25 protein-coding genes are annotated in these 23,958 nt (G+C 67.3%); 15 read left to right on the forward strand and 10 right to left on the reverse strand.

The genetic code is table 11. From position 1 onward, the window contains the following. Positions 1-9: 9 nt before the first annotated feature. Positions 10-1,566, reverse strand: a complete 1,557-nt coding sequence (locus tag ACQR03_RS21080; protein ID WP_434841831.1) for a bifunctional 3-(3-hydroxy-phenyl)propionate/3-hydroxycinnamic acid hydroxylase — start codon at positions 1,564-1,566, stop codon at positions 10-12. A gap of 31 nt (positions 1,567-1,597) precedes the next feature. Then, positions 1,598-2,491: a VOC family protein gene (locus ACQR03_RS21085; protein ID WP_434841832.1), complete on the reverse strand. Its 894-nt coding sequence runs from the start codon at positions 2,489-2,491 to the stop codon at positions 1,598-1,600. 174 nt (positions 2,492-2,665) lie between these two features. On the opposite strand from ACQR03_RS21085, the gene ACQR03_RS21090 reads away from it, so the two are divergent. Further along, entirely contained in the window at positions 2,666-3,382 is a 717-nt protein-coding gene (locus ACQR03_RS21090) for a GntR family transcriptional regulator (RefSeq protein ID WP_315828184.1), read from the forward strand. A 2-nt stretch (positions 3,383-3,384) separates the two neighbouring features. On the opposite strand, the gene ACQR03_RS21095 is transcribed toward ACQR03_RS21090, so the two are convergent. Next, a complete protein-coding gene (locus ACQR03_RS21095) occupies positions 3,385-4,041 on the reverse strand; it encodes a TetR/AcrR family transcriptional regulator (protein ID WP_315753189.1) in 657 nt (218 codons plus the stop codon). A 189-nt stretch (positions 4,042-4,230) separates the two neighbouring features. On the opposite strand from ACQR03_RS21095, the gene ACQR03_RS21100 reads away from it, so the two are divergent. Then, a complete protein-coding gene (locus ACQR03_RS21100) occupies positions 4,231-4,659 on the forward strand; it encodes a CHRD domain-containing protein (RefSeq protein ID WP_434841833.1) in 429 nt (142 codons plus the stop codon). 30 nt (positions 4,660-4,689) lie between these two features. Here the strand turns inward: ACQR03_RS21100 and ACQR03_RS21105 are convergent, their stop codons facing one another. From ACQR03_RS21105 to ACQR03_RS21125, 5 genes are all read right to left on the reverse strand, one after another. Beyond that, positions 4,690-6,264, reverse strand: a complete 1,575-nt coding sequence (locus ACQR03_RS21105) for an EAL domain-containing protein (RefSeq protein ID WP_434841834.1) — start codon at positions 6,262-6,264, stop codon at positions 4,690-4,692. Positions 6,265-6,426: 162 nt separating this feature from the next. Then, positions 6,427-7,614, reverse strand: a complete 1,188-nt coding sequence (locus tag ACQR03_RS21110; RefSeq protein WP_316167148.1) for an MFS transporter — start codon at positions 7,612-7,614, stop codon at positions 6,427-6,429. A gap of 27 nt (positions 7,615-7,641) precedes the next feature. Then, positions 7,642-9,006, reverse strand: coding sequence for an NAD(P)-binding domain-containing protein (locus ACQR03_RS21115; protein ID WP_434841835.1), 1,365 nt, complete (start codon positions 9,004-9,006; stop codon positions 7,642-7,644). Positions 9,007-9,054: 48 nt separating this feature from the next. Next, the gene (locus ACQR03_RS21120) at positions 9,055-9,372 is read right to left on the reverse strand and encodes an ArsR/SmtB family transcription factor (protein WP_315712726.1); all 318 of its coding nucleotides are present in this window, start codon (positions 9,370-9,372) and stop codon (positions 9,055-9,057) included. Between the two features lie 103 nt (positions 9,373-9,475). Beyond that, complete coding sequence (locus ACQR03_RS21125; protein WP_316169667.1) at positions 9,476-9,955, reverse strand: hypothetical protein; 480 nt, start codon at positions 9,953-9,955, stop codon at positions 9,476-9,478. 78 nt (positions 9,956-10,033) lie between these two features. Here ACQR03_RS21125 and ACQR03_RS21130 point away from each other — a divergent pair, with 78 nt between their 5' ends. From ACQR03_RS21130 to arsB, 4 genes are all read left to right on the forward strand, one after another. Further along, positions 10,034-10,684 carry a Crp/Fnr family transcriptional regulator gene (locus tag ACQR03_RS21130; RefSeq protein WP_434841836.1) on the forward strand — a complete coding sequence of 217 codons (651 nt, stop codon included), beginning with the start codon at positions 10,034-10,036 and terminating at the stop codon, positions 10,682-10,684. A 92-nt stretch (positions 10,685-10,776) separates the two neighbouring features. Continuing rightward, the gene (locus tag ACQR03_RS21135; protein ID WP_315712722.1) at positions 10,777-11,139 is read left to right on the forward strand and encodes an ArsR/SmtB family transcription factor; all 363 of its coding nucleotides are present in this window, start codon (positions 10,777-10,779) and stop codon (positions 11,137-11,139) included. Beyond that, the gene (locus ACQR03_RS21140; RefSeq protein ID WP_434841837.1) at positions 11,132-11,659 is read left to right on the forward strand and encodes an arsenate reductase ArsC; all 528 of its coding nucleotides are present in this window, start codon (positions 11,132-11,134) and stop codon (positions 11,657-11,659) included. Before ACQR03_RS21135 ends, ACQR03_RS21140 begins: the two co-directional genes overlap by 8 nt. Before the next feature lie 4 nt (positions 11,660-11,663). Then, the gene (gene arsB, locus ACQR03_RS21145; RefSeq protein ID WP_434841838.1) at positions 11,664-12,692 is read left to right on the forward strand and encodes an ACR3 family arsenite efflux transporter; all 1,029 of its coding nucleotides are present in this window, start codon (positions 11,664-11,666) and stop codon (positions 12,690-12,692) included. A 33-nt stretch (positions 12,693-12,725) separates the two neighbouring features. Here arsB and ACQR03_RS21150 read toward each other — a convergent pair whose 3' ends face one another. Further along, the gene (locus ACQR03_RS21150) at positions 12,726-12,983 is read right to left on the reverse strand and encodes a hypothetical protein (RefSeq protein WP_434841839.1); all 258 of its coding nucleotides are present in this window, start codon (positions 12,981-12,983) and stop codon (positions 12,726-12,728) included. A gap of 360 nt (positions 12,984-13,343) precedes the next feature. Here ACQR03_RS21150 and ACQR03_RS21155 point away from each other — a divergent pair, with 360 nt between their 5' ends. From ACQR03_RS21155 to glgX, 8 genes are all read left to right on the forward strand, one after another. Further along, on the forward strand, positions 13,344-13,649 hold the full coding sequence (locus tag ACQR03_RS21155; protein WP_315712717.1) for a PepSY domain-containing protein: 306 nt from the start codon (positions 13,344-13,346) through the stop codon (positions 13,647-13,649). Then, the gene (locus ACQR03_RS21160) at positions 13,650-14,315 is read left to right on the forward strand and encodes a response regulator transcription factor (protein ID WP_315712715.1); all 666 of its coding nucleotides are present in this window, start codon (positions 13,650-13,652) and stop codon (positions 14,313-14,315) included. It begins immediately after the preceding gene. Continuing rightward, the gene (locus ACQR03_RS21165; RefSeq protein ID WP_315712714.1) at positions 14,312-15,730 is read left to right on the forward strand and encodes a sensor histidine kinase; all 1,419 of its coding nucleotides are present in this window, start codon (positions 14,312-14,314) and stop codon (positions 15,728-15,730) included. Before ACQR03_RS21160 ends, ACQR03_RS21165 begins: the two co-directional genes overlap by 4 nt. A 108-nt stretch (positions 15,731-15,838) precedes the next feature. Further along, the gene (locus tag ACQR03_RS21170; protein WP_316192936.1) at positions 15,839-16,387 is read left to right on the forward strand and encodes a cytochrome b; all 549 of its coding nucleotides are present in this window, start codon (positions 15,839-15,841) and stop codon (positions 16,385-16,387) included. A 60-nt stretch (positions 16,388-16,447) separates the two neighbouring features. Then, complete coding sequence (locus tag ACQR03_RS21175; RefSeq protein ID WP_316192937.1) at positions 16,448-17,143, forward strand: VIT1/CCC1 transporter family protein; 696 nt, start codon at positions 16,448-16,450, stop codon at positions 17,141-17,143. Positions 17,144-18,113: 970 nt separating this feature from the next. Further along, positions 18,114-18,362, forward strand: coding sequence for a DUF3551 domain-containing protein (locus tag ACQR03_RS21180; RefSeq protein ID WP_410052185.1), 249 nt, complete (start codon positions 18,114-18,116; stop codon positions 18,360-18,362). Between the two features lie 654 nt (positions 18,363-19,016). Beyond that, on the forward strand, positions 19,017-19,289 hold the full coding sequence (locus ACQR03_RS21185; RefSeq protein ID WP_315712707.1) for a DUF3606 domain-containing protein: 273 nt from the start codon (positions 19,017-19,019) through the stop codon (positions 19,287-19,289). A gap of 65 nt (positions 19,290-19,354) precedes the next feature. After that, positions 19,355-21,589: a glycogen debranching protein GlgX gene (glgX, locus tag ACQR03_RS21190; protein ID WP_316167136.1), complete on the forward strand. Its 2,235-nt coding sequence runs from the start codon at positions 19,355-19,357 to the stop codon at positions 21,587-21,589. Between the two features lie 21 nt (positions 21,590-21,610). Here the strand turns inward: glgX and ACQR03_RS21195 are convergent, their stop codons facing one another. Further along, positions 21,611-22,528, reverse strand: coding sequence for a LysR family transcriptional regulator (locus ACQR03_RS21195; RefSeq protein WP_315828172.1), 918 nt, complete (start codon positions 22,526-22,528; stop codon positions 21,611-21,613). 129 nt (positions 22,529-22,657) lie between these two features. Here ACQR03_RS21195 and ACQR03_RS21200 point away from each other — a divergent pair, with 129 nt between their 5' ends. Next, positions 22,658-23,953: a D-galactonate transporter gene (locus tag ACQR03_RS21200; protein ID WP_434841840.1), complete on the forward strand. Its 1,296-nt coding sequence runs from the start codon at positions 22,658-22,660 to the stop codon at positions 23,951-23,953. Positions 23,954-23,958 lie beyond the last annotated feature (5 nt).

Here is a 23,958-nt window from a genome sequence, read left to right on the forward strand (position 1 = left end):
AGTCTCTTGTTATGATGAGTGCAGTCGTTGGTTCAGCTCGCTCAGCAGCGAGGCGAGCCCTGGCGCGTCCGTCGCGACGCCGTAGACATAATGGTCGGGTCGCACCAGCGCGGCGCCGCAGCCGTGGCGTTCGAACCAGCGTGCGACGACGGCGCTCTCCTCGTGCAGGCCGTGACCGCCGATGGCGATCAGACTGATGCCGGCGTCGCGGGTGGCAGCGTCGATCGCGCTCGAGTTCAGCGTGCCCCGCCCGTCGATGACCAGCCGCCATCCGGTGCCGGCGACGGTATCGAGCAGGGCACGCCCGCCATCACCGACGATCCAGGGCTGCGGAAACAGCGTGCCGTTGGCCGCATTTGCCTTGGTCGCGAGCAGTCCCTGCGTCAGCGGCGGCACGATCTCCTGCCGGGTGATGGTGCGCGGCGCGCCGCCGCCTTCGGCAAGGATACGCGCGTCGCGTGCCGCTGCGGCCTCCGGATCCTGCTCGCAGATGACGCGGCCGATCGCCTTGATGCGCGTGGTCAGCTCGCGCACATGCGTGCTGCGCTCGATCTCGTAGCTGTCGAGCAGCGCCGCGGTCGATTGGCCGCGCAACACGCGCGCGAGCTTCCAACACAGATTGGCTGCATCGCGCAGGCCCTGGCACATGCCCTGGCCGATGAAGGGCGGCTGCTGATGCGCGGCGTCGCCGGCGAGCAGGACGCGCCCCTGGCGCCAGCGGCGTGAGACCAGCGCATGGAAGCGATAGCTGGCCGCGCGCCACAGCGTTGCGTCCTCGGGCCTGAGCCAGGGTGAGAGCAAACGCCAGACCTGCTCCGGCTGCTCCATCGCGTGGCGGTCTTCCCCCGCTCGCAGCATGATCTCGAAGCGGCGATGGTTGCCGGGGCCGATAATGTAGGTGGTCGGACGCGCGGGATCGCAGAATTGGGCCGCGGTGGCCGGAAGCTTGCCGACACCGCCGTCATTTACGAGAAGATCGACCACCAGCCACGGCTCGTCGAAGTCGAGATCGTCGAAGCTGATGTCGAGCTGCTGGCGCACGGTGCTGGAGGCGCCGTCACAGCCGATCACGTAGTCGGCGGTGACCTCGCGAACTGTACCGTCCGCCCGCTGCAGCACAACGGTCGCCGCCGTCGCATCCTGCCGGATCGTGACGAGGGTCGTGCCGAGCTCGACCGTGACGGAAGGACAGCGGCGAGCACGATCGCGCATCACCTGCTCGACCGGCGGCTGGGTGAACACCATGCTCGGCGTGTAGCCGAGGGGATAGGGCTCGCCGACCATGTCGATGCGGCGGATCAACTGCCCTTGGGCGCCGAAATGCTCGGACGCCGGGAACGGCGCGACGTACCGGCTGACTTGTTCGGCGATACCGAGATTGTCGAACAGCCGCATGATCTCGTGATCGAGCGCGATCGCGCGCGGCTTGTCGTAGATCTCGACAGCGCGGTCGATCGCGAGCGTTTTGATGCCCTGCATGCCGAGCAGGCTCGCGGCGATGGCGCCGGTCGGACCGAAGCCGACGATCACGGCCTCGAAATGCTTGTGATCTGACGTGGCGGACATGGATCTGGAAACTCTGGAGTTGGAAAACGAGTCAGGCGGCGTAGCCGACCGCGAGCTGCGCGGACTTGACGTGCTCGGCCTTGGGCGGAGCGATGCCCCATTGATCGGTGCGGCCGGGCGGCCAGACCCAATGCTCCGGGCCGCGCACGACGTAGTCGTCGTCGACCTGCAGCACCTCGGCGGTGTATTCGATCACGGTCCCGACGGGATCGATGAAGTAGGCGAAGACATTGTCGCCGGGGCCGTGGCGTCCGACGCCCCACGCGATCGGATGGCCGGCATCGATCATGCGGCCCGCACCGCGCATCACGCCTTCCCAGGTCGGCATCAGGAAGGCGACATGGTTGAGCCCGTTGACCTTCGCCGCAGCGATCACGACGGCATGGTGGTCCGAATTGCAGCGAACGAAGGCCATCGCCGCGGAGCGGTCGGTCAGGCGGAAGCCGAGCGCCTTCTCGTAGAAGGCCGCCGAACGATCGACATCGGTGCTGTTGAGATTGACGTGGGCGAGCCGCTCCGGGAGCTCGGGCCGCGGCGGCCTGGCGTCGTGCCTGATGTCACCATGCACGAAGCGCAGCACGCCGCCCTCGGGGCCGCGCAGGCTCATGATCACGCCGCCGTCGGGGCCGGGGTTCGGCGCCGGCGCTGCGATCAGCGTCGCGCCTTCATGGATGGCGTTGCGGCTGATGGCATCGAAATCACTGGACTCGGCGAGGCGGAAAGTCACCGCCTGCAGCTCGGTGCGCTCGCTCTGGTGCAGCGCCACGACATGATGGTCGCTGCCGGTCGCGCGGAGGTAGACGATGCCGGGGGCTTCCGCGACGCGCTCCAGCCCCCAGGTCTGTCGATAGAACGCTTCCGAACGCGCGAGATCTGGCGTGCCCAGATCGACGCTGCGCAGAGCCGCGACCGGAAACCGGGTCATGAGCGTGTCCTCCTGCGCGATGCCCGGGTGAGGACGCGCGACGTTTCTGTTCCTGGCCGGCGAAACCGGCTCGCCCCTTTTATTACATAAAAAATCGAAATCAATCAGAATTTATAAATTTTATGTTCTGCAGCCTCGCTCTATACATGTCGTCTGATTCAGAGGAGATCGGGCGTGGATGCGGTTTTGGAGGCCGAGGGGCAAGGCCCGTCGACGCAGGCGAGTCATGTGTATGACCGGCTGCGCGAGGACCTGCTGTCCGGCCGGCTGGCGCCATCGCGCAAGCTGCAGATGCGGTTTTTGACCGAGACCTATCAGACCGGGCAGACACCGCTGCGCGAGGCGCTCAACCGCCTGACTGCCGACGGACTGGTAGAGGTGCGCGAGCAGCGCGGCTTTTACGTCAAGGACATCAGCCGCGCCGAGCTCGCCGAACTGACCAAGACGCGCTGCTGGGTCGAGGCGCTGGCGCTGCGCGAGTCGATGGCGGCGGCGACGCCCGATTGGGAGGAGCAACTGGTGCTGGCGCAGCATCGGCTCAGCCGCGCGCCGCGCTCGCTCAGCGCGACGACGTTCGAGGACAATCCGGAGTGGGAGAGGCTGCACCGGATCTATCATCGGGTCCTGATCTCGAACTGCGGCTCGCAGTCGCTGATCGCGTTCTGCGGCCAGCTTGCCGACCAGCTCTATCGCTACCGCCGGCTGTCGATCCGCAAGGCGTTTCCGTCACGCCCCGTCGGCGACGAGCACGCCGACATCGTGAACGCCGTGCTCGACGCCGACACCGAACGCGCGGTTGCGCTGCTCACCGCGCACTATCAGCGCACCGCGGACGTGATCCTGCAGGACGAGACGATCTTTCCGGAGCTGCGCAAGGACAGAAAGATTTAGGATCACGTCGTCGCGGCGAGGAAGAAGTCGACGCGCTTCTCGACATGCGCCTGGGCTTCCTTCTTCAGGGCGCGCATGTCCTCGCCGAGCAGGCTGCGGATCAACACGGCGAACACGACGAGATCGAGGAAGATCCGTGCGCTGTCCTCGATGCGGTCGGCCGAGAACGCGCCCTTGCCGGCGAGACCTTCGGCGCGCGCGAGCTCGCCGATCGCGTGGCTCACATTGCAGGTGGCGCGCTTGCGCGCCGTGTCCTGGATCTCGAGCGTCAGCTCGGGAAAGCGCGGACTTTCCGCAATCGCGGTGCGCATCAGGCCGATCGTGTCCTCGACGAAGGCGCGCTCGATCAAGGTGAGCCCGAGGCTGATCAGCCGGGCGCGGAAGGTGCGGCCCTGCGGCACCAGGTTCTCATACTGCGTGTTGCGCGCGGCCTGGCGGCCGATGACGGCCGCGAACAGCGCGGCCTTGCTGGGAAATCGCGCGTAGATGGTCGGCTTGCCGGCGCGCGCGGTCTGCGCGATTTCGTCGACGCTCGCGCCTTCGAAGCCGTTTGCGAGGAACACCGTCTTTGCCGCGTCGAGAATGCGCTCCTCAACCTCGCCGGCACGTTCGAGCGGAGGCCGCCCCACCTTGCCGCGCGCCGTCCTGGAAGCAACCATTCGATCCGCCATGGCTTTCTTTCGAGGCCTTTGTGTTCCCGTCCTGTTTGGCACAGGGGTCGGGATTGTTCAATCAACGCGGCCGGGGCCGCTGCTCATGCCTGGGGTGTTAATGCGTTCCACGGAATATCAGCTTGCCCGTGGGGTCTCGAACACTGAGACTGCACATAAGGAATTAGGAGGAAAACCATGGGACGGACATTCGTTCATTTGGCGTTGCTCGCCGTCGCCTGGGTCGCGGCCGCGCCGATGGCTCGCGCCGAAACCGTCATCTTAAAGTCTGAGCTCAAGGCCGCCAACGAGGTGCCGCCGAACGCATCCGCCGCGTCGGGCGCGGCCGAAGCGAGCTTCGACACCGCAACCAAGACGCTAAGCTGGAAGGTTACCTTCTCCGGCCTCAGCGGGCCGCCGATCGGCGCGCATTTCCACGGTCCTAGCGAGCCCGGCAAGAATGCCGGCATCGTGCTGCCGTTCAAGAGCCCGGAGCCGCCGATCACGGGCTCCGCCGTGATCACCGATGCGCAGGCGGCCGATCTGCTGGCCGGCAAATGGTACGCCAACGTCCACACCCAGGCGAATCCGGGCGGCGAGATCCGCGGACAGATGACCCGGCAGTGAGGCGCGTGCCCGACGCGCGCGGGCTCGCCGTCACGCGGCCAGTTCCGGCTCGCCGGCCTGGCCGGGAACGGCCGAGGCCCGGCGCACGTCGAGGAACTGCTTGAAGCGGCCGAGCGACAGCGGCGGCGCGACCAGGTAGCCCTGGCCTTCCTCGACGCCGCAGGCGATCAGCGCATCGACCTGCTCCTGATGCTCGATGCCCTCGGCGACCACGGACATGTCGAGCTCGCGCGCCAGCGCCACCAGCATCTGCACCACCACGATGGCGGACTGGTCGCGGGTGATCGCGTCAACGAAGAACTTGTCGATCTTCAGGATGCGCGCGCCGAGCCGCTGGATATAGGACAGGCCACTATGGCCGATGCCGACGTCGTCGAGCGCGACGCGGAAGCCGAGTTCGCTGAGCTCCCTTACGACATCAGTCGCCTTGGCGAGATCGGCGAGCTCCTCGCGCTCGGTGACCTCGAGCACGACCTGGCGGGTAGAGACCGACGACGACGCGACCGTCTTGCGCAGATCGTCGATGAAGCGGTCGCCGAGCAGATGGCGCGGGGTGATGTTGACGGACAGCTTGAACAGCTTGTCCTGCTTCATCTCCGGCTGCAGTTCGCGCAAGGCGGTCTTGAGAAGCTGCCAGGTCAGCTTCTCGATGCGGCCGGTGGTCTCGGCGAGCGGGATGAAGCTCATCGGCGGGATCAGCCGGCCGTCCGGCTTCTCCCAGCGTGCCAGGATCTCGCAGCCGACGATGTCGCCGGTCTTCAGTCGGAAGGTCGGCTGTACGTAGGGCTTGAACTCGTTGGCCGCGAGCGCGCGGTCGAGCTCGGCGACCGGGTCCACCGGCCGGCTGAGATAGCTCGCCAGCAGCAGGCCGAACATGCCGCCCAGCGTGCCGGCGGCGAGCATGGTCAGGAGATAAGCGAGGTCGCCGCGGGTGCTCAGGCTCTGCGGCCGCACATGGATCGTGGCCTGCAGCGGATAGCGGTCGGACACGGTGGTGAACGCGACGGTCTGCGCCGGAGACTTGGCGGATGCATCGGGATGATAGCCGGCCACCTGCTCGCCATCGGGCAGGGTCAGGGTGACGTTGCTCTCGGCGCGCAGGCCGACCGGCATCACGTCCAGCAGGTTGCCATCGAGGCGCAGGATCGCAGCCAGAGACCGTTGCGCGTCGATGTCGCGCATCACGCCGAACGCGGCGCCGGTGAACTGCTCGACGCGGAACAGCCGCAGCTCTCCGTCGGCGGACTTGAACATCTCGTCGCGCCGCGCCCAGCCATTGTCGAATTCGAGCGTTTCGGAATAGGCCGCACACTCGACCGCGCCGTCGCGGTCGACGGTGCGGATGTCCTTGATGATGGTGCCTTGATAGACGTGAAGGCGCAGCGCCTGCAGCGCGACGGCGCTGCAGTCCATCGGACCTTTCGCGATCAGGCGGTTCAGGATCGATCCGGCCGAGTCGATGGCCGCCTCGGAGCGGCGCAGCGCCACCTTGCTGAGCTCGCTGAGCTGCCGCGCGGTCTGGTTGCCGATCAGCGCGGTCACGGCGAAATCGGCGCCGGCCAGGAAGATCCCGACGCAGGCGGCCACCGCCCCGACGCGAAGCATGTGTTTGCGCTGCAATGCCATCGTGTCGTGAATGACCCCCGTATGACCACGGGTATCCTTCAATCCAACCTTCAACTTTCCGTATATGCGCTCATGGATGCCCGTCCGCAGCGGCACGGTGAGCGGTGGGCGCAGAAAGCTGGTTAAGAAAGGGCTACCGGCTCAAGCCGCCTTGTCGGTGGTGTCGAGCGGCACCGCCGTCTCGGCGCGCTCGGCCGGCAGCAGCATCAGGGCGGCGAGCGCCGACAGGCTGAGGCTCGCCGACACGATCAGCACGCCGCGGCCGAGCCCATCGATCAGCAGGCCGAACAGCAGCGGCGCGAAGGCCTGGCAGATCCGCGACGGGGCCCCGATCAGGCCGAGCCGGTAGGCGTAGTTGACGGGGCCGAAGATGGCGAGCGGCAGGGTGCCGCGAGCGATCGTCAGGATGCCGTTGCCGGAGCCGTGCAGCAGCGCGAACGCCGCCGCGGCGCCCCCGCCGAACAGCCCGATCGTCACGGCGCCGATCGGATGGGTGATGCAGGCGAGCCGCGCCGAGGCGAGCGGATGGAAGCGGCTGAGGAAGCCGGCCTCGAACACGCGCGCCGCGACCTGCGCCGGCCCGATCATCATGCCGGCGAACAAGGCTTGCGCGGGCGTCGCGCCGAACGCCTGCATCAGCCGCGGCAGATGCACCGCCATCGCCGCGGTCACGGTCCAGGCCGCCGCCATCGCGAACGCGATCAGCACCATCGGGCGGTCGAGCGGGATGTTGGGCTTGCCCGTCGGGATATCGCCGGGCGCCATCACGGTCGCCCGCGGCAGCGACAAATTGAGCGGCAGGCCGATGACGAGATGCGCGATCGCCCAGGCGAAGCAGGTCTCGCGCCAGCCGATCGTCGCGAGCCCCCATGTGCTCAGCGGCCAGCCGACGGTCGAGGCGAAGCCCGCGATCAGGGTGATGCCGGTGATCGCGCCGCGCGCGTCCTTGCCGTAGATGCGCCCGAGCGCGCCGAACGCGGCGTCATAGAGGCCGAGCCCCATGCCGACGCCGAGCCACAGCCACGCCAGCGCCATCACCCACAGCGAATGCGACAGGCCGAGCAGTGCGAGCCCGATCGCCAGCACGATGTTGGAGGCGCACAGCACCTGGCGGCCGCCGACGCGGTCGATCTGGCGGCCGATGCGCGGACCCAACAGGCCGGAGATGATCAGCGAGGCGGAAAAGGCGGCGAAGAACCAGTTGTTGGACAGGCCGAGATCCCTGGCGATCGGGTCGGCGAGGATGGCGGGAAGATAGTAGCTCGATCCCCAGGCCAGCGTCTGGGCGGTGCCGAGAGCGATGACCACGCCCAGCCGTCTTGCCTGCATTCCCGTCGACCTCTCCTTGGCTCGGCGTCATGAGCAGCCGCAGCCGCTGCGGCCAGCCAGCTTGGCTTTGGCGTCATCGGCACAGCAACTGTCTACGCCCGATGGCGCCGGTCCGCCACAGCAGCCGGGCAGGGCTGCAATGCTCTCCACTCCGCCGCGGGTGCAGACGCCGGTCTCCGGCAGTTTCAACTCGACACGATGCGCGGCGGCCTTGTCCCCGGCGATGTCGGCGGTGATCGAACGGACCTGCTCATAGCCCGTCATCATCAGGAAGTTCGGCGCGCGGCCATAGCTCTTCATGCCGGCGAGATAGAACCCGGGCTCGTCGGCCTGCGCCAGCTCGCGCGCGCCATGCGGCCGCACCGTGCCGCAGGAATGCTCGTTCGGATCGATCAATGGCGCGAGCGCAACAGGAGCCTCGATCGCGGGATCGAGCCGCAGGCGCAGCTCCGCGAGCAGCGACAGATCGGGGCGGAAGCCGGTGGCGACGATAAGCTCGTCGGCGGTGATGCGGCGGTCGCCGTCCGCGGCGATCCGCAACCGGCCGTCCTCATCGGTGATCCCCGTGACGCCGAAGCCGGGCTCGAGCCGGATGCGGCCCGAACGTACCAGCGCGGCGAAGGCCAGGCCGAGTTCGCCGCGCGCGGCGAGCTGGTCGGCGCTGCCGCCGCCGAACGCCTTCGCGGGATCGTCGCCGCGCAACAGCCAGATCGCCTGCGTGCCCGGCGCGACCTCGGCCAATGCGGCCAGGTCGATCAGGGTGCCGATCGCCGAGTGGCCGGCGCCGAGCACCGCGACCGTCCTGCCAGCATAACGGCTGCGCTGCGCGCCTCGGACGTCCGGCATCGCGTAGGCGATGCGCGCCGCATGCGCGGCTTCGCCGAGCGCGGGCAGTCCGCTATGGCCGGCAGGGTTGGGCGAGAACCAGGCACCGGAGACATCGATAACGGCGTCGGCCTGCAGCGCCGCCTCGCCCTTGCCGTTGTGGATGCGGATCTCGAACGGCGCATCGGCGCGTCCCTTCGACGTGGCCTTGTCGAAGCCGGCCCGGCTGATCGCGGTGATGCGATGCGAGGTCCTGACGACGTCGCGCAGCGCAGTGCGCGTCGCCAGCGGTGCCAGATATGTCTCGATCAGCTCGTGCCCGGTCGGATAGGCCTCGGGCTCGGGCGAATTCCATCCCGTCGCAGCGAGCAGCCGTGCCGCCGCGCTATCGATGTTGTACTTCCACGGCGAGAACAACTGGACGTGCTGCCATTGCCGCACCGCATGCGCGGCTTCCGGACCCGCTTCCAGCACGACCGGGGTCAGGCCGCGCGCCAGCGCATGGGCTGCTGCCGCCAGCCCGACCGGGCCGGCGCCGATGATTGCGACCGTCTTGGCGTCCGTCATGTACTTCCTCCTATATTTCTAGAAGTATCGAATTAAAGGGCGAAATCATCAGGCCGCCGGCCTCGCGGTGCCGCAGTCGCGCTCCTCGACGCAGCATTCGGAAACCAGAAAGCCGAGCAGGGAGCGCATCACGTCATATTCGGCATGGCAGACCAGCGTCGTGCCCTCGCGCATTTGCGAGATCAGCCCGACCGCGACCAGCGTCTTGACGTGGTGCGACAGCGTGGAGGCCGGGACCTTCAGCCGCTCCTGCAGCCGGCCGACCGGCATCCCGGCATGCCCGGCGCGCACCAGCGCGCGGTAGATCTTCAGGCGCGTGGTATTGCCGAGGGCTTCCAGGCGGGCAGCGGCGTCATCGAGCTTCATGGTGTGGAGGATGCGGCATGCGGCCCGCCGGAGTCAAACGATATTTCTAGAATATTGGAAATATCCATGAGTGCGCGCCGCGCGCGGTCGGTTGTCCGGCGCGCTATCGCAGCCGGTAGCCGGCATGGCAGCCGACGCAGGCCGCCATCGTCTCGCCGAGCGCCTTCAGCGCCGGCTTGAGGTCGCCGGTCACACCCGCATTCTGCGCTTCGATGGCGAAGCGGCTCGCCGCTTTGTGCATGGCGGTGCCGGCCTCCTGCATGCCCTGGGGCATGAACCCGGCGACCTCGGCGGCGCCGTGCAGGCGCAGTGAGCTCATGCCCAGGCGTTGCTCGGCGATCTGGCCGGCTTTGTCCGGCTCGCCCGCCGCAAGCGCGTCGTTGATCTGCTGCAGCGCCAGCAGATGGTCGCGCATGTTGGCGAGGGTGTGCTCGGCGAGATCGGGCGGAAACGCCACCCGCTCGCGCTGGTCTGGCGGAAGCGCCCCATGGCTGCCGTGGTCGTGATGGCCGTGGTGCTGCGCCGTGGCGATGCCGGCGGACGCAACAAGGGCCAGCGTGATGGCGGCGAGACGCAGGCGCATGAGGACCTCCCATTCGGGCGAACGCGGTGGCGTCTTCCCTAGACCGCGCAGCCGGGCGGCGCATATGATCCTGATCATATGCCGAGGACCTTCCATCTCTCGCTCGAGGGCACGCGCCCGTCGCTCGACTGGCGCGCTCTTGCACGGCTGTCGCCGTTGCTCGCCGCGCTGCCCGCGGCCGCGCGGTTGCAGGCCCGGCGCATCCAGGTGCCGCGCCAGGGCACGGTGTTCTGCCGGGGGGATCGGCCGCGGGCGATGTTCTTCGTGCTGACCGGCGAGGTGAGGCTGGTGCGCCGCTCGCGCGCCGGCGACGACATCGTCCTGCAGCGGGCCCGCCGGGGCTTTCTCGCCGAGGCCAGCCTCGATCAGTCAACGTATCATTGCGACGCCGTCGCGACACAGGACTCAGCGCTGCTCGCGATCGACCGCGAGGCCTTCGCCGAAGCGTTGCGTCGTCCCGAGATCGGGGACCGATGGTGCGATCATCTCGCCCGCGAGTTGCGCAAGGTCCGGGCGCAGTCGGAGCGGCTCAGCCTGAAGACGGCGCGCGAGCGGATCGTGCATTTCATCGAGACCGAGGGGGAGGGCGGCGAGGTCGAGCTCGGCCGGTCGAAGAAGGACTGGGCCGCCGAGCTCGGCGTCACCCATGAGGCGCTCTATCGTGCGCTGGCACGCATGGAACGGGACGGCGAGCTCACCGTCGATGGCACCCGCCTGCGCTTGCGGTGAGCCTTCGGGCGCCGCGTCTCCCGATCGTCGACACGGACCATTCGAACTCGTCAGCCTTGACGCCGGATCATCATATCGATAGTTCTGGATATATGGAAAACGAGCAAGCCGTTCTGGCCTTGGCGGCGCTGGCGCAGCCGACGCGCCTGCAGGCCTTTCGCACCCTGGTGCAGCACGAGCCCGACGGTCTGCCGGCCGGCGAGCTCGCACGTCTGCTGGAGGTGCCGCAGAACACGCTGTCGGCGCATCTGTCCGTGCTGGCGCGCGCCGGCCTCGTCAGTTCGATCAGGCACAGCCGCTCGATCGTCTACCGGGCCGATCTCACGCAGTTTCAGAAGGTCGCGCTGTTCCTGCTGCAGGACTGCTGCGGCGGCCGGCCGGAGGTCTGCGCGCCCGTCATCGCAAGTCTCACCCCGTGCTGTCCGCCGAAGCGCAAGGAGAAGAGCCGTGTCTGACCGCATCTACAATGTATTGTTCCTCTGCACCGGAAATTCGGCACGCTCGGTGCTGGCCGAGTCGATCCTGCGCAAGGACGGCGCGGGCCGCTTCCACGCTTTTTCCGCCGGCAGCACGCCGAAGGGCGCGGTGCATCCGTTGGCGCTCGAGACGCTCGCGCGCATGGACTATCCGACCGACGATCTGCGCTCGAAGAGCTGGAGCGAGTTCGCCGCCGCCGGCGCGCCGGCAATGGATTTCGTCTTCACGGTCTGCGACAACGCCGCCGGCGAGGCGTGTCCGATCTGGCCGGGGCAGCCGATGACTGCGCATTGGGGCATCGAGGATCCGGCGGCGGCCGAAGGCACGGAGCTGGCGAAGCTCGCGGCGTTCACGACCGCCTTCCGCTATCTGAAGAACCGGATCGACGCCTTCGTCAATCTGCCGCTCGGTCGCATCGATTCGATGTCGCTGGGCACGCGGCTGCGCGAGATCGGGACGGGCGAGGGCGCAACGTCGTTCCGCTCCGACGTGGCCTGATCCGATGACGATCTTCGAGCGCTATCTGACGGTCTGGGTCCTGCTCTGCATCATCGTCGGCATCGGTCTCGGCCATCTCATGCCGGGGCTGTTCGCGGCTGTCGCGTCGGCGGAGTTGGCGCGCGTCAATCTGCCGGTCGCGGCTCTGATCTGGCTGATGATCATTCCGATGCTGCTGAAGATCGATTTCGCCGCGCTCGGCAATGTGAAGGAGCATTGGCGCGGCATCGGCGTCACGCTGGTCGTGAACTGGGCGATCAAGCCGTTTTCGATGGCTCTGCTCGGCAGCGTTTTCATCGGCCACGTGTTCGCGCCGATGCTTCCCGCAGGCCAGTTGTCGTCCTACGTGGCCGGTCTGATCCTGCTGGCGGCGGCGCCGTGCACGGCGATGGTGTTCGTCTGGTCGAATCTGTGCGACGGCGAGCCGCACTACACGCTGAGCCAGGTCGCGCTCAACGACGTCATCATGGTGTTCCTGTTTGCGCCGCTGGTGGGCCTGCTGCTCGGCGTCGCCTCGATCTCGGTGCCCTGGACCACCCTGCTGCTGTCGGTGCTGCTCTATATTGTCGTGCCGGTCATCGTCTCGCAACTCTGGCGCCGGGCGTTGCTGCGTAGCACGGACGGGGCATTGGAGCGCGCCTTGCGGGTGCTGCAACCGGTCTCTCTCGCAGCGCTGCTCGGTACGCTCGTGCTGCTGTTCGGCTTCCAGGGCGAGCAGATCCTCAAGCAGCCGGTCGTCATCGCGATCCTTGCCGTGCCGATCCTGATCCAGGTCTATCTGAACGCGGGGATCGCCTATTGGCTGAGCCGCCGGCTCGGCGTGGCCTGGTGCGTCGCGGCTCCGGCCGCCTTGATCGGCGCCAGCAATTTCTTCGAACTGGCGGTTGCCGCCGCGATCAGCCTGTTCGGGCTCGACTCGGGGGCTGCGCTCGCGACCGTCGTCGGGGTTCTCGTCGAAGTCCCCGTGATGCTCTCGGTCGTGCGCATCGTCAGGGCGACGCGTCGCTGGTACGAAGCGGGACTGCCGGCTTAGCTCCGGTCAGTGCTTCGGCAGAGCCGGTTTGCCTCACCGCCGCGACTCGTCCTGATCGTCGTCGTCGCCTTCGCGCTCCCGGCGGGCCGGCTCGTAGCTCAGCGGCTCGCCTTCGGCCCGCGCATGCAGCGCCGCAAGATGCGGGTAGGCTCCAAGACCAGCTCCAAGACCGCCGTCAACGGCACGGGCCACCGGCACCAGCGTGGGCGCTGCGTTCCGGCTGGCTTGTGACATGGCCAAGAGGCCGCCCAGCCCCGCCAGCACGGCTGCCAATGTCATCGTCTTACGCATTCTCGTCTCCGAACTCACCGCGCCCCCGGCTCGCTCCGTCCGGACGCGATGATGTCGCAACGAGCGTGACAGCATCCTGTCAGGTTGAGTCAGCGAGACGTCAGCTTGTCTCGGGCAGGATGCCGATCCCTTGGAGTTTCCCACCCCCGCATCGGCCTGAGCGCAATTCCGACATCGGAAGTTCAAACTAAAATCCGCACCAGCTCCTTAGCATTTGCGAACGCTCCGCAAGTCGACCCCCGCAAGTCGACCCCCGCAATTCGAACCCAGTGGCGAGAGCGCAACAAATCACGACGAGCTTTGAAGATCAGAGCGTCAGGCCCCGGGAAGATCATGCATTTGCCTCAAATCGGACGGTTCATGCGCATCACGGTATTTGCGATGCTGATCTCGACGGCGGCATCCGCGGCGACGGTGGCGCGCGAGGACGATCGCGAGCGCCGTGACGCCGTGCGCCGCGCCGTCGAGGCGGGCGACGTCCTGCCGCTATCGGAGATCCTGCCGCGATTGCGCGGCCGGGTCGCCGGCGACGTGATGGGAATCGATGTCGACCGCCAGCGGGGCCGCTGGCGCTATGAGTTTCGGGTGATCGGCCGCGATGGCCGCGTGCGCGAGGTCTATGTCGATGCGCGCAGCGGCGAGATCGAACGGATCGAGGAAAAATAGATGCGAGTGCTGCTGGTCGAGGATGATCCGCGGCTGGCGTCCGACCTGGCCCGGACGCTTCAGGCGGCGGGCTATCTGGTCGAAACGTCCGACAACGGCGAGCAGGCCTGGTTTCTCGGCGACACCGAGGACTATGGCGCCGTGATCCTCGATCTCGGCCTCCCCGGCATGGACGGGTTGTCGGTGCTGAAGCGCTGGCGCGGCGCCGGGCGGCACGTGCCGGTGCTGATCCTGACCGCGCGCGCGAGCTGGGCGGAGCGGGTCGATGGCATCGATGCCGGCGCCGATGACTACCTGCCGAAGCCGTTTCGCAATGAAGAGCTGTTGGCGCGGTTGCGCGCGATCGTGAGGCGCTCCGCCGGCCATGCGGCGCCGGTGCTCTCGTCCGGCGATCTGGCGCTCGACGAGCGCCAGATGAAGGTCAGCCTGTCCGGCGTGCCGGTGACGCTGTCGCAGCTCGAATACCGGCTGATCGCCTATCTGCTGCGGCAGAGCGGCCGCGTCGTGCCGCAGCATGAGCTGGAGGAGAACGTCTACGGCCTCGGCCACGAGCACGACTCCAACGCGCTCGAGGTGCTGATCCGGCGCGTCCGCAAGAAGCTCGGCGCCGAGATCATCGAGACCCGCCGCGGCTTCGGCTACATGATCCCGGAGACGGCGGAGTGAGGCTCGGCTCGCTGCGGCTGCGGCTGGTGGCGGCGGGCACCATCGCGCTGCTGGTCGCGCTCGGCGTCGCCGGCTTCGGCATGGTCGTGCTGTTCAAGCGCCACGTCGCGCGGACGCTCGCCTCCGATCTCGACATTCACCTGCGCCAATTGCTGAACGGCCTCGAGGTCGATGCGGAAGGGCGCATCGTGGTCGCGCGGCCGCCAGCCGATCCGCGCTTCGTGGTCCCGCTGTCGGGGCTGTACTGGCAGATCTCGGACGATCACGGCCAGTTGCTGCGCTCGCGCTCGCTGTGGGACACCATCCTGCCGCTGCCGATCGACGAGCCCGGACCGAGCGACGTGCATCAGCATGAGCTCGCCGGGCCGGATGGCGAACACGTGCTGGTCGCCGAGCGCGGCATCCTGATGAATCCGGAAAGCCAGATCCGCGTGCGCGCGGCCGTGGCCTACGACCTCGACGGCGCCACCAGCGCGGTGCGGACCTTCGCCAAGGATCTATCGATCGCGCTCGCCGTGCTGGCCGTCATCCTCGCCGTCGGCACGTCGGTTCAGGTCACGCTTGGCCTGCGTCCGCTCGGCGTGCTGCGCCGTGGCGTCGCCGAGATCCGCAGCGGTCGGCGCCAGCATCTTCCCGTGGACGTGCCGACCGAGGTGGCGCCGCTGGTCGACGAGGTCAACGCGCTGCTTGATGCGCAGAGCCGCGAGATCATGCGCTCGCGCAGCCGTGCGGCCGATCTCGCCCACGGCTTCAAGACGCCGCTCGCCGCACTCGCGGCCGACGCCGCGCGGTTGAGGGAGCTCGGCCAGCTCGAGCTGGCGCGCAATGTCGAGGATGTCGCCGAGGCGATGAGCCGGCAGGTCGATCGCGAGCTGGCGCTGGCGCGGCTGCGCGGCAAGGCCCGCGGCGGGCCGGAGGCCGCGACCGAGCTGGCGCCCCTGGTGAATGCGCTGCTCGGGACCCTCGGCCGCACGCCGGCGGCCGCCCATGTCAGCTTCGATGGCCAGGTGCCCCCAAGCCTGCGCGTCGGCATGGATCGGACGGATCTCGCCGAGGTGCTCGGCAATCTCTTGGAGAACGCCGCGCGTCATGCGGCGAGCACGGTTCGCATCGTCGCCAGTGCGACCCCTCTGATCGTCACTGTCGAGGACGACGGTCCGGGCATTCCGGACGCGAAGATCGGCCGCGTGCTCGAGCGCGGCGGCCGCCTCGACGAGCAGGGGCCGGGCAGCGGGCTGGGGCTCGCGATCGTGCAGGACGTGCTCGAAGCCTATGGCTGGCGGCTGCAGATCGGCCGTTCCCAGCTCGGCGGCGCCAGGATCACGATCGCGCCGGCCATCGTCTCGGCACTCCGCTGGCCGCAGCCTGCGACGTCCCAGGCCACCCCGGCGCCGTCCATTCTGACAGCAGGCTGACATCCCGCGTCAGCGGCGCGACGCCCCCGGTCAGCTATCTCCTCCGGTCCTACCACCCCGCGCTCCGGCTTGCCGGCAGCGGGGCCAAATGGCCGAAGGAAGCTGATCATGCGTATTCGAAACTCCGCCAAGACGTATGGCTCCGTCGCGATCGCACTGCACTGGATCGTCGCCGTGCTGGTGCCGGCGGCCTGGATCTCAGGCCATCTCGGCGACATGCTGCCGCGTCCCTCTCATGATACGGGCCTGTTCATGCACGTCTCGCTCGGGCTGGCGATGCTGGGCTTCGCGCTCGCGCGCCTGGCCTGGCGTCTGGCCGATCCGCCGCCGGCGCCTGAAGCGACCAAATTCGGCCCGTGGACGGTTCATGTCGGCGAGATCACGCATCTGCTGATCTACGGCATCATGTTCGCCATTCCGGTCCTCGGCATCGTCACCCAGTTCGCCCGCGGCTACGGCTTGCCGGTGTTCGGCCTGTTCGAGATCGCCTCACCCTGGGTCGGCGACCGCGGCTTCGCCCACGACATGAAGGAGATGCACGAGGCGCTGGCCAATGGCCTGATGATCCTGATCGGCCTGCACGCGGGCGCTGCCTTGCTGCACCATTACTGGCTGCACGATCGCACCCTGCGGCGGATGGTGCCGGGACTGCGGTGATCGCTCCTGTCATCCGGGCCTGCTAAAAGGCCTCCGTCGATCGCGCCATCGGAGGCCGCCATGCCGGCAACGCCGCATATTGAAAAGCACTTCACCGCGTCGGAGGTCGTCCGCGACGTGGTCATCGGCATGGCCGACGGGCTCACCGTGCCATTCGCGCTCGCCGCTGGTCTTTCGGCGGCGGTCGCCAAGACCGACGTGATCGTCACGGCCGGCCTCGCCGAGGTCGTCGCCGGCGCGATCGCGATGGGGCTCGGCGGCTATCTCGCCGCCCGCTCCGACGCCGAGCATTATGCCGCCGAGGAGACGCGGGAGCACGACGAGATCGAGAAGCTTCGCGGTCGCGAGGTCGAGGAGGTCGCGGCGATCTTTCGCGGCTATGGTCTCGAAGGCCAGGCCTTGACCACCGTGGTCGACGCGATCGCGTCCGATCGCAAGCGGTGGGTCGATTTCATGATGCGCTTCGAGCTCGGCCTCGAACGCCCGGATCCCAAGCGCGCGCCGGTCAGCGCCGTGACCATCGGCGGCTCCTACGTGATCGGCGGCCTGATCCCGCTGATCCCCTACATGTTGGCGCCTGACATCTCGTCCGCGCTCCGGATCTCCGTGATCGCGACCGGCATCGCGCTCCTGATCTTCGGCGCCATCAAGGGCCACTTCACCGGTGTCAACAAGATCAAGTCCGCACTGCAGACGGCGCTCGTCGGTGGCCTTGCCGCCGGCGCGGCGTTCTGGCTGGCGCATCTGTTCGGCTAGGGCGGGCAGGATTGCGGCTGCGACATTCGAGAGCCCGTCACGGGCCTTAGTGGTTCCGCCTGCCATGCGGCGCAACGCCTCCGCACGTTGCTTTGCCCACGGCAGCGGAGATATCTCCCGATGTCAATCCGGGGCATCGCGAAGCGATGAGCCCGGAATCCATAACCACGAACTGCTGAGGAGTGCGCGACGGCGGCGACGAGCTTCTCGGGCCCTACGGCCATCCTGAGTATGGATTCCGGGCTCGCGCAGACGCGCGCCCCGGAATGACGACGAGGAGGGAGTTGCGAAGCGCACTTGCATCCGTGCGTGAAGCACCATTCCACGTAGATCGTCGGTCGAAAGGGGGTGAGGAAGCGTACGCGTCGCATCGCGCCCACCGCGATTCGGGCGGTGGCGATGGTGGGCTTTACCAGCTCGACGCACAGTCACGATTGATGGCGCGCTGGATCAACGAGGGACCGTAGGGTGGGCAAAGGCGCGCCGGCGTACGGCCTTGTCGGGCGAGCTTTCGCGCGCGCCGTGCCCACCGCCCGCACCCAGCGCCACCGATGGTGGGCACGCGCCGCCTTTGGGACGAGCAAGCTCTCGCGATCGCTCATGATCTCGAATGGCGAGTCATCGAGAACTACGAGATCACGACCCATCATGAATCGCGGCATTGCCGAAGCGCTGGAGACATATTGGTACGAACGAGCGGCGAAATCTCGATAGCCCTGACTTCTTCTGCTTTGGGCCAAAATCTGCCCTCTAGCGGTCGAGGAAGGCCGGTCGGTTTCACCCAGGTGGCAGACATCGGCGGAGGCCCCCGATCAGCTTCGGGCCATCGGCGGGCTTGTGCACCGGAGCAAGAGATGGTCACCCGACGACGCGAATACCGAAACCCGCCGCGCCTGCCGATCAAGCCCGCGTGGACGTGGCCGCGGCACACCCTTTCGGATTGGTCAGCCTCATGCCATGATGTGTGATGATGCGCGCGCTTCTCCTCATGACTTCGATCATCGTGCTTGCAACCGCTCCAGCCGCAGCTCAACGGTTCGATGGCAATGATCCGGTGTGCCTCCAGACATGGGAATGGGGCGGGTCCAGCACAATCTCGTGCCAGTATCGGTCGTGGGAGGCGTGTAGAGCGGGGGCTGCGGGCCTTTCGGCCATGTGCTTGCCGAACCCCTATGCACAACGCCCGTCTGAGCCAAGCCGCCGTCGGCCTCCCCGGTAGGCGCCCATTGCGATCTGACAACACCCCAAGCTTCAACGGAGCTGGCACGTGCCATCCGATGTTTGCTCGGGCTGATTGGATCCGGTCTTCGTTCTGAGAAAAATAAATCGATTGCTATTTTTCAGAATACATGCTTGATTGTCGCCGTCCCGTGCTCCTCGAGAGGGGCGCTTCGCGATCGTCACGGAACGTTGGGCGCGGGATGCGATGGCTGCAGGATGCCGCAGCGTGGGGCGACCCGCGCGGACGAACGGCAGCTTGCGGACGCGAAGTCGCGTGGTCCTGGCGCCCCGATGCTGGCGCCAAGTCGTCGGGCGATGATCCCGAGGGCGACGGTGGCTACCAAGCCGGACACCGGGGAGATCGCGAAGTAAGCGTGAAAACCATCGCGCGGGGAATGCCGGGATGTCTCGGCTGAACCTGTGGTGACTGCCGCCTGCTTTTTTTCTGCAGGCGGGCCATGGGGGCGGCCAGCTCCCGGCATTCCCTGCGCCCTCTGCCTGATCAGGGGGCAACACCGATGACATCACTCGGGCGCATGGCGCCGCGAGAGCAGTGACGCACGTCTTCATGGCGATGCCCAGGGGGGGAGGGAGCCGGTCGCGGGAACCAAATTCCGCAGCCAAGGTTAGCTGGCATGCAGGAGGACTCCCGATGCGCCGTCCGAAGATTCAGCCGTCCCGCAACAAGCTCGACATGACCGATCAGGCCCAGGTCCGCGTGGTGACCAAGCGGCTGAAGATGTCGCCCGGGGAATTGACCGAGATGGTCGAACGCATTGGCAACTCCATCGCAGCCATCACCAAGGAAGTCGCGCAGCAGCGGGCCGCGAAGGCTGCGCCGGAAGGAGCTGTGATCGCCTCGGTGACGGTGACCGAGACCAAGGCGGAAGTCATCGTGCCGGACGAGACGCCAGCGGCAACCTAGCCATCGACGCTGATCATCGAGACCCCCGGCAATCGATCTGGGGAATCGGACGAAGGGGGCAAAGGATGGACCAACGCACCGACCTCGGTGACGCTTTGACGCAGGCGGCGTTCAATCTGCGCAAGACCAGGATCAGCGAAGGCCGTCCGTTTCCTCTCGGCGCGACCTGGGACGGGCTCGGCGTCAACTTTGCGATCTTTTCCGCGCATGCGACCAAGGTCGAGCTGTGTCTGTTCGACGACACCGGCGAGACCGAGCTCGAGCGCATCGAGCTGCCCGAATACACCGACGAGGTCTGGCACGGCTACCTGCCGGCCGCGCGGCCCGGCACGGTGTATGGCTATCGCGTGCACGGACCCTACGAGCCGGACGCCGGTCACAGGTTCAATCCCAACAAGCTCGTGATCGACCCCTATGCCAAGCAGCTCGTCGGCAACCTGCGCTGGGGGCCGGAGCTGTTCGGCTATCGGCTCGATCATGCCGACAAGGATCTGTCGTTCGACGACCGAGACAGTGCGCCCTTGATGCTGAAGTGCCGGGTCATCGATCCCGCCTTCACCTGGGGAGGCTCGCGCAAGCCGGAAATTCCGTGGGAGCGGACGATCTTCTACGAGATGCACGTCAAGGGGTTCACCAAGCTGCATCCAATGGTGCCCGAAGCCGACCGCGGCACCTTCGCCGGTCTCGCGCACCAGGACATTCCGGCCTATCTGCGCTCCCTGGGCATCACCTCGGCCGAGCTATTGCCGATCCACGCCTTCATCGATGACAGCTATCTGGTCGAAAAGGGCCTGCGCAACTACTGGGGCTACAATTCGATCGGATTCTTTGCGCCGGAGCCGCGCTATCTGAAGACGCCGTTCGCGACCGAATTCAAGACCATGGTCAACCAGTTCCACGCCAACGGCATCGAGGTGATCCTCGACGTGGTCTACAACCACACCGCCGAAGGCAACGAGCTCGGGCCGACCTTGTCGTTCAAAGGCATTGACAATGCCAGCTACTACCGGCTGATGCCGGACCAGAAACGCTACTACATCAACGACACCGGCACCGGCAATACGGTGAACCTGTCGCACCAGCGCGTGCTGCAGCTCGTCGCGGACTCGCTGCGCTATTGGGCGACCGAGATGCGGGTGGACGGCTTCCGCTTCGACCTCGCCACCATCCTGGCGCGCGAGCCCTATGGCTTCGACGAGGGCGGCAGCTTCCTGGATGCCTGTCGTCAGGACCCGGTGCTGTCCAGCGTCAAGCTGATCGCAGAGCCCTGGGACATCGGTCCGGGCGGCTATCAGGTCGGCCAGTTTCCGCCGGGCTGGGCGGAGTGGAACGACAAGTTCCGCGACACCGCGCGGGCGTTCTGGAAGGGCGACGGCGGCACGCTCGCCGATTTCGCCAAGCGCATCTCGGGCTCGGGCGACCTGTTCAACAAGCGCGGCCGAAGGCCCTGGGCGAGCGTGAACTTCATCACCGCGCATGACGGCTTCAACCTCAACGACCTCGTCTCCTACAACGACAAGCACAACGAGGCCAACGGCGAGGATAATCGCGACGGCCACAGCAACAACCACTCCTGGAATTGCGGCGTCGAAGGACCGACCGACGACCCCGAGATCACCGCGTTGCGGGAGCGGCAGAAGCGCAATCTCCTCGCCACGATGCTGCTGTCGCACGGCACGCCGATGCTGCTTGCCGGCGACGAGTTCGGCCATACCCAGAACGGCACCAACAACGCCTATGCGCAGGACAATGAGACCACCTGGCTCGACTGGATGGGCATCACGCCGCAGGGGCGGGCGTTGCGCGAATTCACGCGCAAGCTGATCGCCATGCGCAAGGCGTTTCCGATCCTCTATCGCAGCCGCTTCCTGATCGGCTCGCACAATGAGGACCTCGGCGTCAACGACGTGACCTGGCTCGACCCGTCGGGCGAGGAGATGACGACGGAGCAGTGGACCGACGATCACGCGCGTTGCTTCGGCATGCTGCTCGACGGCCGCGCCCAGGAGACCGGCGTCAAGCGGCGTGGCTCGGATGCGACGCTCCTGCTGGTCTACAACGCGCATTTCGACGTCGTGAACTTCACGCTTCCGTCCGTGCCCGAAGGCCACAATTGGCTGGCGCTGCTCGACACCAACCAGCCGGATGCTCAGCCGCAGTCGTTCCCGTTCGGCCACGTCTACGCGGTGACCGGGCGATCGCTGCTGGCCTTCGGCCTGTCGTCGGAGCAGCAGCCGATGCGCGGCCTGCGCCATGGCCTCGGCGCGCTGCTCGACGTCGCGGAGGCGCCGCTGGGGTAGGATGTTCGGCGGATTTTGCGGTCAGGCACCGCGGGCGTATTTCGCAAGCCTCGCGTCGAGCACGCCGAGCATGGCCTCGCGCGCCGGATCGCGCGAGCCGCGCAGCCAGACGGCCGCGAGCGGAAGCCGTCCGGCGGTGCTGCCGCGTGTCATCCGCAGCGGCACGAAGCGGACGCCGGAGACCGCGAGCCGCGAGGTCCAGCGCGGCACGATGGCGATGCCGAGCCGCGCGGCGACGAGATGCACGATGGTCTGCTTCTCATCGGCGAACTGCGCGATAGCCGGCGACAGCCCGGCCTGTGCGAACAGCTTCATGGTGAGGTCGTGGCTGTGCGGCCGCGACCGGCGGTCCGGGACGATCAGCGGCTGGTCGGCGATGTCGGCGAGCGAGACCACAGCACGCGAGGCCAGCCGGTGCCGCTGCGGCAGGGCCACCACGGCGCTCTCGCTGAGCAGCGCGCGGAATTCGAGCCTGATATCGGTGCGCTCGGGCGGCCTGACAAAGGCGAGGTCGAGCGCGCCGGACAGGATCCTGGGCAGCAGCCGGATCGTCTTCTCCTCCGTGAGCTGCACCGCGATGTCGGGATGCCGCTCGCGAAAATCGTGCAGCAATTGCGGCAGCAGCCCGGCGGCCGCGCTGTCGATGGCGCCGACGCGCAGCCGCTGCGCCTTTGTGCTTCGGGTACGGCGGCGGAAGCCGGTTTCGACCGCCTCGACCCGGGCCAGGATCGCCCGGGCATCGCGCAGCAAGGTCGTGCCGTGCTCGGTCAGCGACACCGCGCGCGTCGTGCGGGCGAACAGCGGCGTCGCGAGGTCTTCTTCCAGCAGCTTGATCTGGCGTCCGAGCGCCGAGGGCAGCATCTGCAGCCGCTGCGCCGCCTTGCCGAAATGCAGTTCCTCGGCGGCGGCCACGAAGCAGCGGAGCTGATGCAATTCCATGGTGGGGTCCTGAAGAGGCGATGGGCCGGATTATATCATTTTTTTGTATAATGATGCGAGCATTGAAGCCGGCCCGGTTCGCCGCCTACGCTTGTCAGATCAACGACAAGACGGGACAGGGAGGTGACGATGGCCGGAGAGCTGGAAACGCGCGTGCTGCGCAGGGTCACGTTGCGCATCGTGGCCTTCATCATGCTGCTCTATTTCGTAGCCTTCATCGACCGCGTCAACGTCGGCTTCGCAGCGCTGACCATGAACAAGGACATCGGGCTGTCAGCCTCGGCCTATGGGTTCGGCGCCGGCATCTTCTTTTGGGGCTATTTCCTGTTCGAGGTCCCCTCCAACCTTGCGCTGGACAAGTTTGGCGCGCGCATCTGGATCGCGCGGGTCATGATCACCTGGGGCCTCGTCTCCGGCGCGATGGCGTTCGTGCAGGGACCGACGAGCTTCTATGTGCTGCGCTTCCTGCTTGGTGCTGCGGAGGCAGGCTTCTTCCCCGGAATCATCCTCTATCTTTCCTACTGGTTCCCGGCGCGCCAGCGCGCAGCCGTCACCGCGCTGTTCATGGCCGCCGCGCCGCTCTCCACGGTTCTCGGCTCTCCGGTTTCCGGCGCGCTGCTGGAGATGGACGGCATTCTCGGCTTCAAGGGCTGGCAGTGGCTGTTCCTGATCGAGGCGCTGCCGGCGGTGCTGCTCGGCTTCGTCGTGCTCGCCTACATGACCGATCGTCCGGAGCAGGCGCGCTGGCTCGCCGACGACGAGCGCGACTGGCTGGTGCGCACCATGAATGCAGAGGTGGCGAGCAAGGCCGCCACCGCGAGCCACAGCATCTGGCGCGGGCTGGCCGACATCCGCGTGCTGGCGCTCGCGCTGGTCTATTTCGGCACCTCGGCCGGCCTCTACACGCTCGGCGTCTGGGCGCCGCAGATCATCAAGCAGTTCGGCCTGTCGTCCTTCACCGTCGGCTTCCTCAACGCGGTGCCACCGACCGTGGCCGTGGTCGTCATGATCCTGTGGGCGCGCCATTCCGACCGTACCGCCGAGCGCACCTGGCACGTCGTGCTGGCCTGCGTGGCCGCAGCCGTCGGGCTCTGGTTGGCCGGGCTGTCGACCAGTGTCGCCGCCGTCCTCGCTGCGCTCACGCTCGTCAATGTCGGCATCTCCTCCTCGAAGCCGCCGCTGTGGAGCATGCCGACCATGTTCCTGTCCGGCTCGGCCGCCGCGGCGGGCATTGCAACCATCAACTCGATCGGCAATCTCGGCGGCTTCGTCGGTCCCGCGATGATCGGCTGGATCAAGGACCAGACCGGCAGCTTCAATGGCGGGCTCTATTTTGTCGCCGGCCTGCTGGTGGTATCGGCGGTGCTGACCCTGTTGCTGTCACGTTCACAAAGTGCGAAGGCCCAAGCTGCCACGCCGTCCTGACCTCA

The organism is Bradyrhizobium sp. HKCCYLS3070 (assembly GCF_051167575.1).
Classification (GTDB): Bacteria; Pseudomonadota; Alphaproteobacteria; order Rhizobiales; family Xanthobacteraceae; genus Bradyrhizobium.

What these genes read in the sequence shown, in the direction of transcription:
- ACQR03_RS21185 (WP_315712707.1), top strand. Translation starts at nt 19,017, where the DNA reads ATGCGCCGTCCGAAGATTCAGCCGTCCCGCAACAAGCTCGACATGACC.
- ACQR03_RS21125 (WP_316169667.1), bottom strand. Translation starts at nt 9,955, where the DNA reads ATGCGCCTGCGTCTCGCCGCCATCACGCTGGCCCTTGTTGCGTCCGCC.
- ACQR03_RS21085 (WP_434841832.1), bottom strand. Translation starts at nt 2,491, where the DNA reads ATGACCCGGTTTCCGGTCGCGGCTCTGCGCAGCGTCGATCTGGGCACG.
- ACQR03_RS21175 (WP_316192937.1), top strand. Translation starts at nt 16,448, where the DNA reads ATGCCGGCAACGCCGCATATTGAAAAGCACTTCACCGCGTCGGAGGTC.
- ACQR03_RS21110 (WP_316167148.1), bottom strand. Translation starts at nt 7,614, where the DNA reads ATGCAGGCAAGACGGCTGGGCGTGGTCATCGCTCTCGGCACCGCCCAG.
- ACQR03_RS21195 (WP_315828172.1), bottom strand. Translation starts at nt 22,528, where the DNA reads ATGGAATTGCATCAGCTCCGCTGCTTCGTGGCCGCCGCCGAGGAACTG.
- ACQR03_RS21170 (WP_316192936.1), top strand. Translation starts at nt 15,839, where the DNA reads ATGCGTATTCGAAACTCCGCCAAGACGTATGGCTCCGTCGCGATCGCA.
- glgX (WP_316167136.1), top strand. Translation starts at nt 19,355, where the DNA reads ATGGACCAACGCACCGACCTCGGTGACGCTTTGACGCAGGCGGCGTTC.
- ACQR03_RS21180 (WP_410052185.1), top strand. Translation starts at nt 18,114, where the DNA reads ATGCGCGCGCTTCTCCTCATGACTTCGATCATCGTGCTTGCAACCGCT.
- ACQR03_RS21155 (WP_315712717.1), top strand. Translation starts at nt 13,344, where the DNA reads ATGCGCATCACGGTATTTGCGATGCTGATCTCGACGGCGGCATCCGCG.
- ACQR03_RS21160 (WP_315712715.1), top strand. Translation starts at nt 13,650, where the DNA reads ATGCGAGTGCTGCTGGTCGAGGATGATCCGCGGCTGGCGTCCGACCTG.
- ACQR03_RS21120 (WP_315712726.1), bottom strand. Translation starts at nt 9,372, where the DNA reads ATGAAGCTCGATGACGCCGCTGCCCGCCTGGAAGCCCTCGGCAATACC.
- ACQR03_RS21100 (WP_434841833.1), top strand. Translation starts at nt 4,231, where the DNA reads ATGGGACGGACATTCGTTCATTTGGCGTTGCTCGCCGTCGCCTGGGTC.
- ACQR03_RS21200 (WP_434841840.1), top strand. Translation starts at nt 22,658, where the DNA reads ATGGCCGGAGAGCTGGAAACGCGCGTGCTGCGCAGGGTCACGTTGCGC.
- ACQR03_RS21080 (WP_434841831.1), bottom strand. Translation starts at nt 1,566, where the DNA reads ATGTCCGCCACGTCAGATCACAAGCATTTCGAGGCCGTGATCGTCGGC.
- ACQR03_RS21095 (WP_315753189.1), bottom strand. Translation starts at nt 4,041, where the DNA reads ATGGTTGCTTCCAGGACGGCGCGCGGCAAGGTGGGGCGGCCTCCGCTC.
- arsB (WP_434841838.1), top strand. Translation starts at nt 11,664, where the DNA reads ATGACGATCTTCGAGCGCTATCTGACGGTCTGGGTCCTGCTCTGCATC.
- ACQR03_RS21130 (WP_434841836.1), top strand. Translation starts at nt 10,034, where the DNA reads ATGCCGAGGACCTTCCATCTCTCGCTCGAGGGCACGCGCCCGTCGCTC.
- ACQR03_RS21150 (WP_434841839.1), bottom strand. Translation starts at nt 12,983, where the DNA reads ATGCGTAAGACGATGACATTGGCAGCCGTGCTGGCGGGGCTGGGCGGC.
- ACQR03_RS21115 (WP_434841835.1), bottom strand. Translation starts at nt 9,006, where the DNA reads ATGACGGACGCCAAGACGGTCGCAATCATCGGCGCCGGCCCGGTCGGG.
- ACQR03_RS21135 (WP_315712722.1), top strand. Translation starts at nt 10,777, where the DNA reads ATGGAAAACGAGCAAGCCGTTCTGGCCTTGGCGGCGCTGGCGCAGCCG.
- ACQR03_RS21105 (WP_434841834.1), bottom strand. Translation starts at nt 6,264, where the DNA reads ATGCTTCGCGTCGGGGCGGTGGCCGCCTGCGTCGGGATCTTCCTGGCC.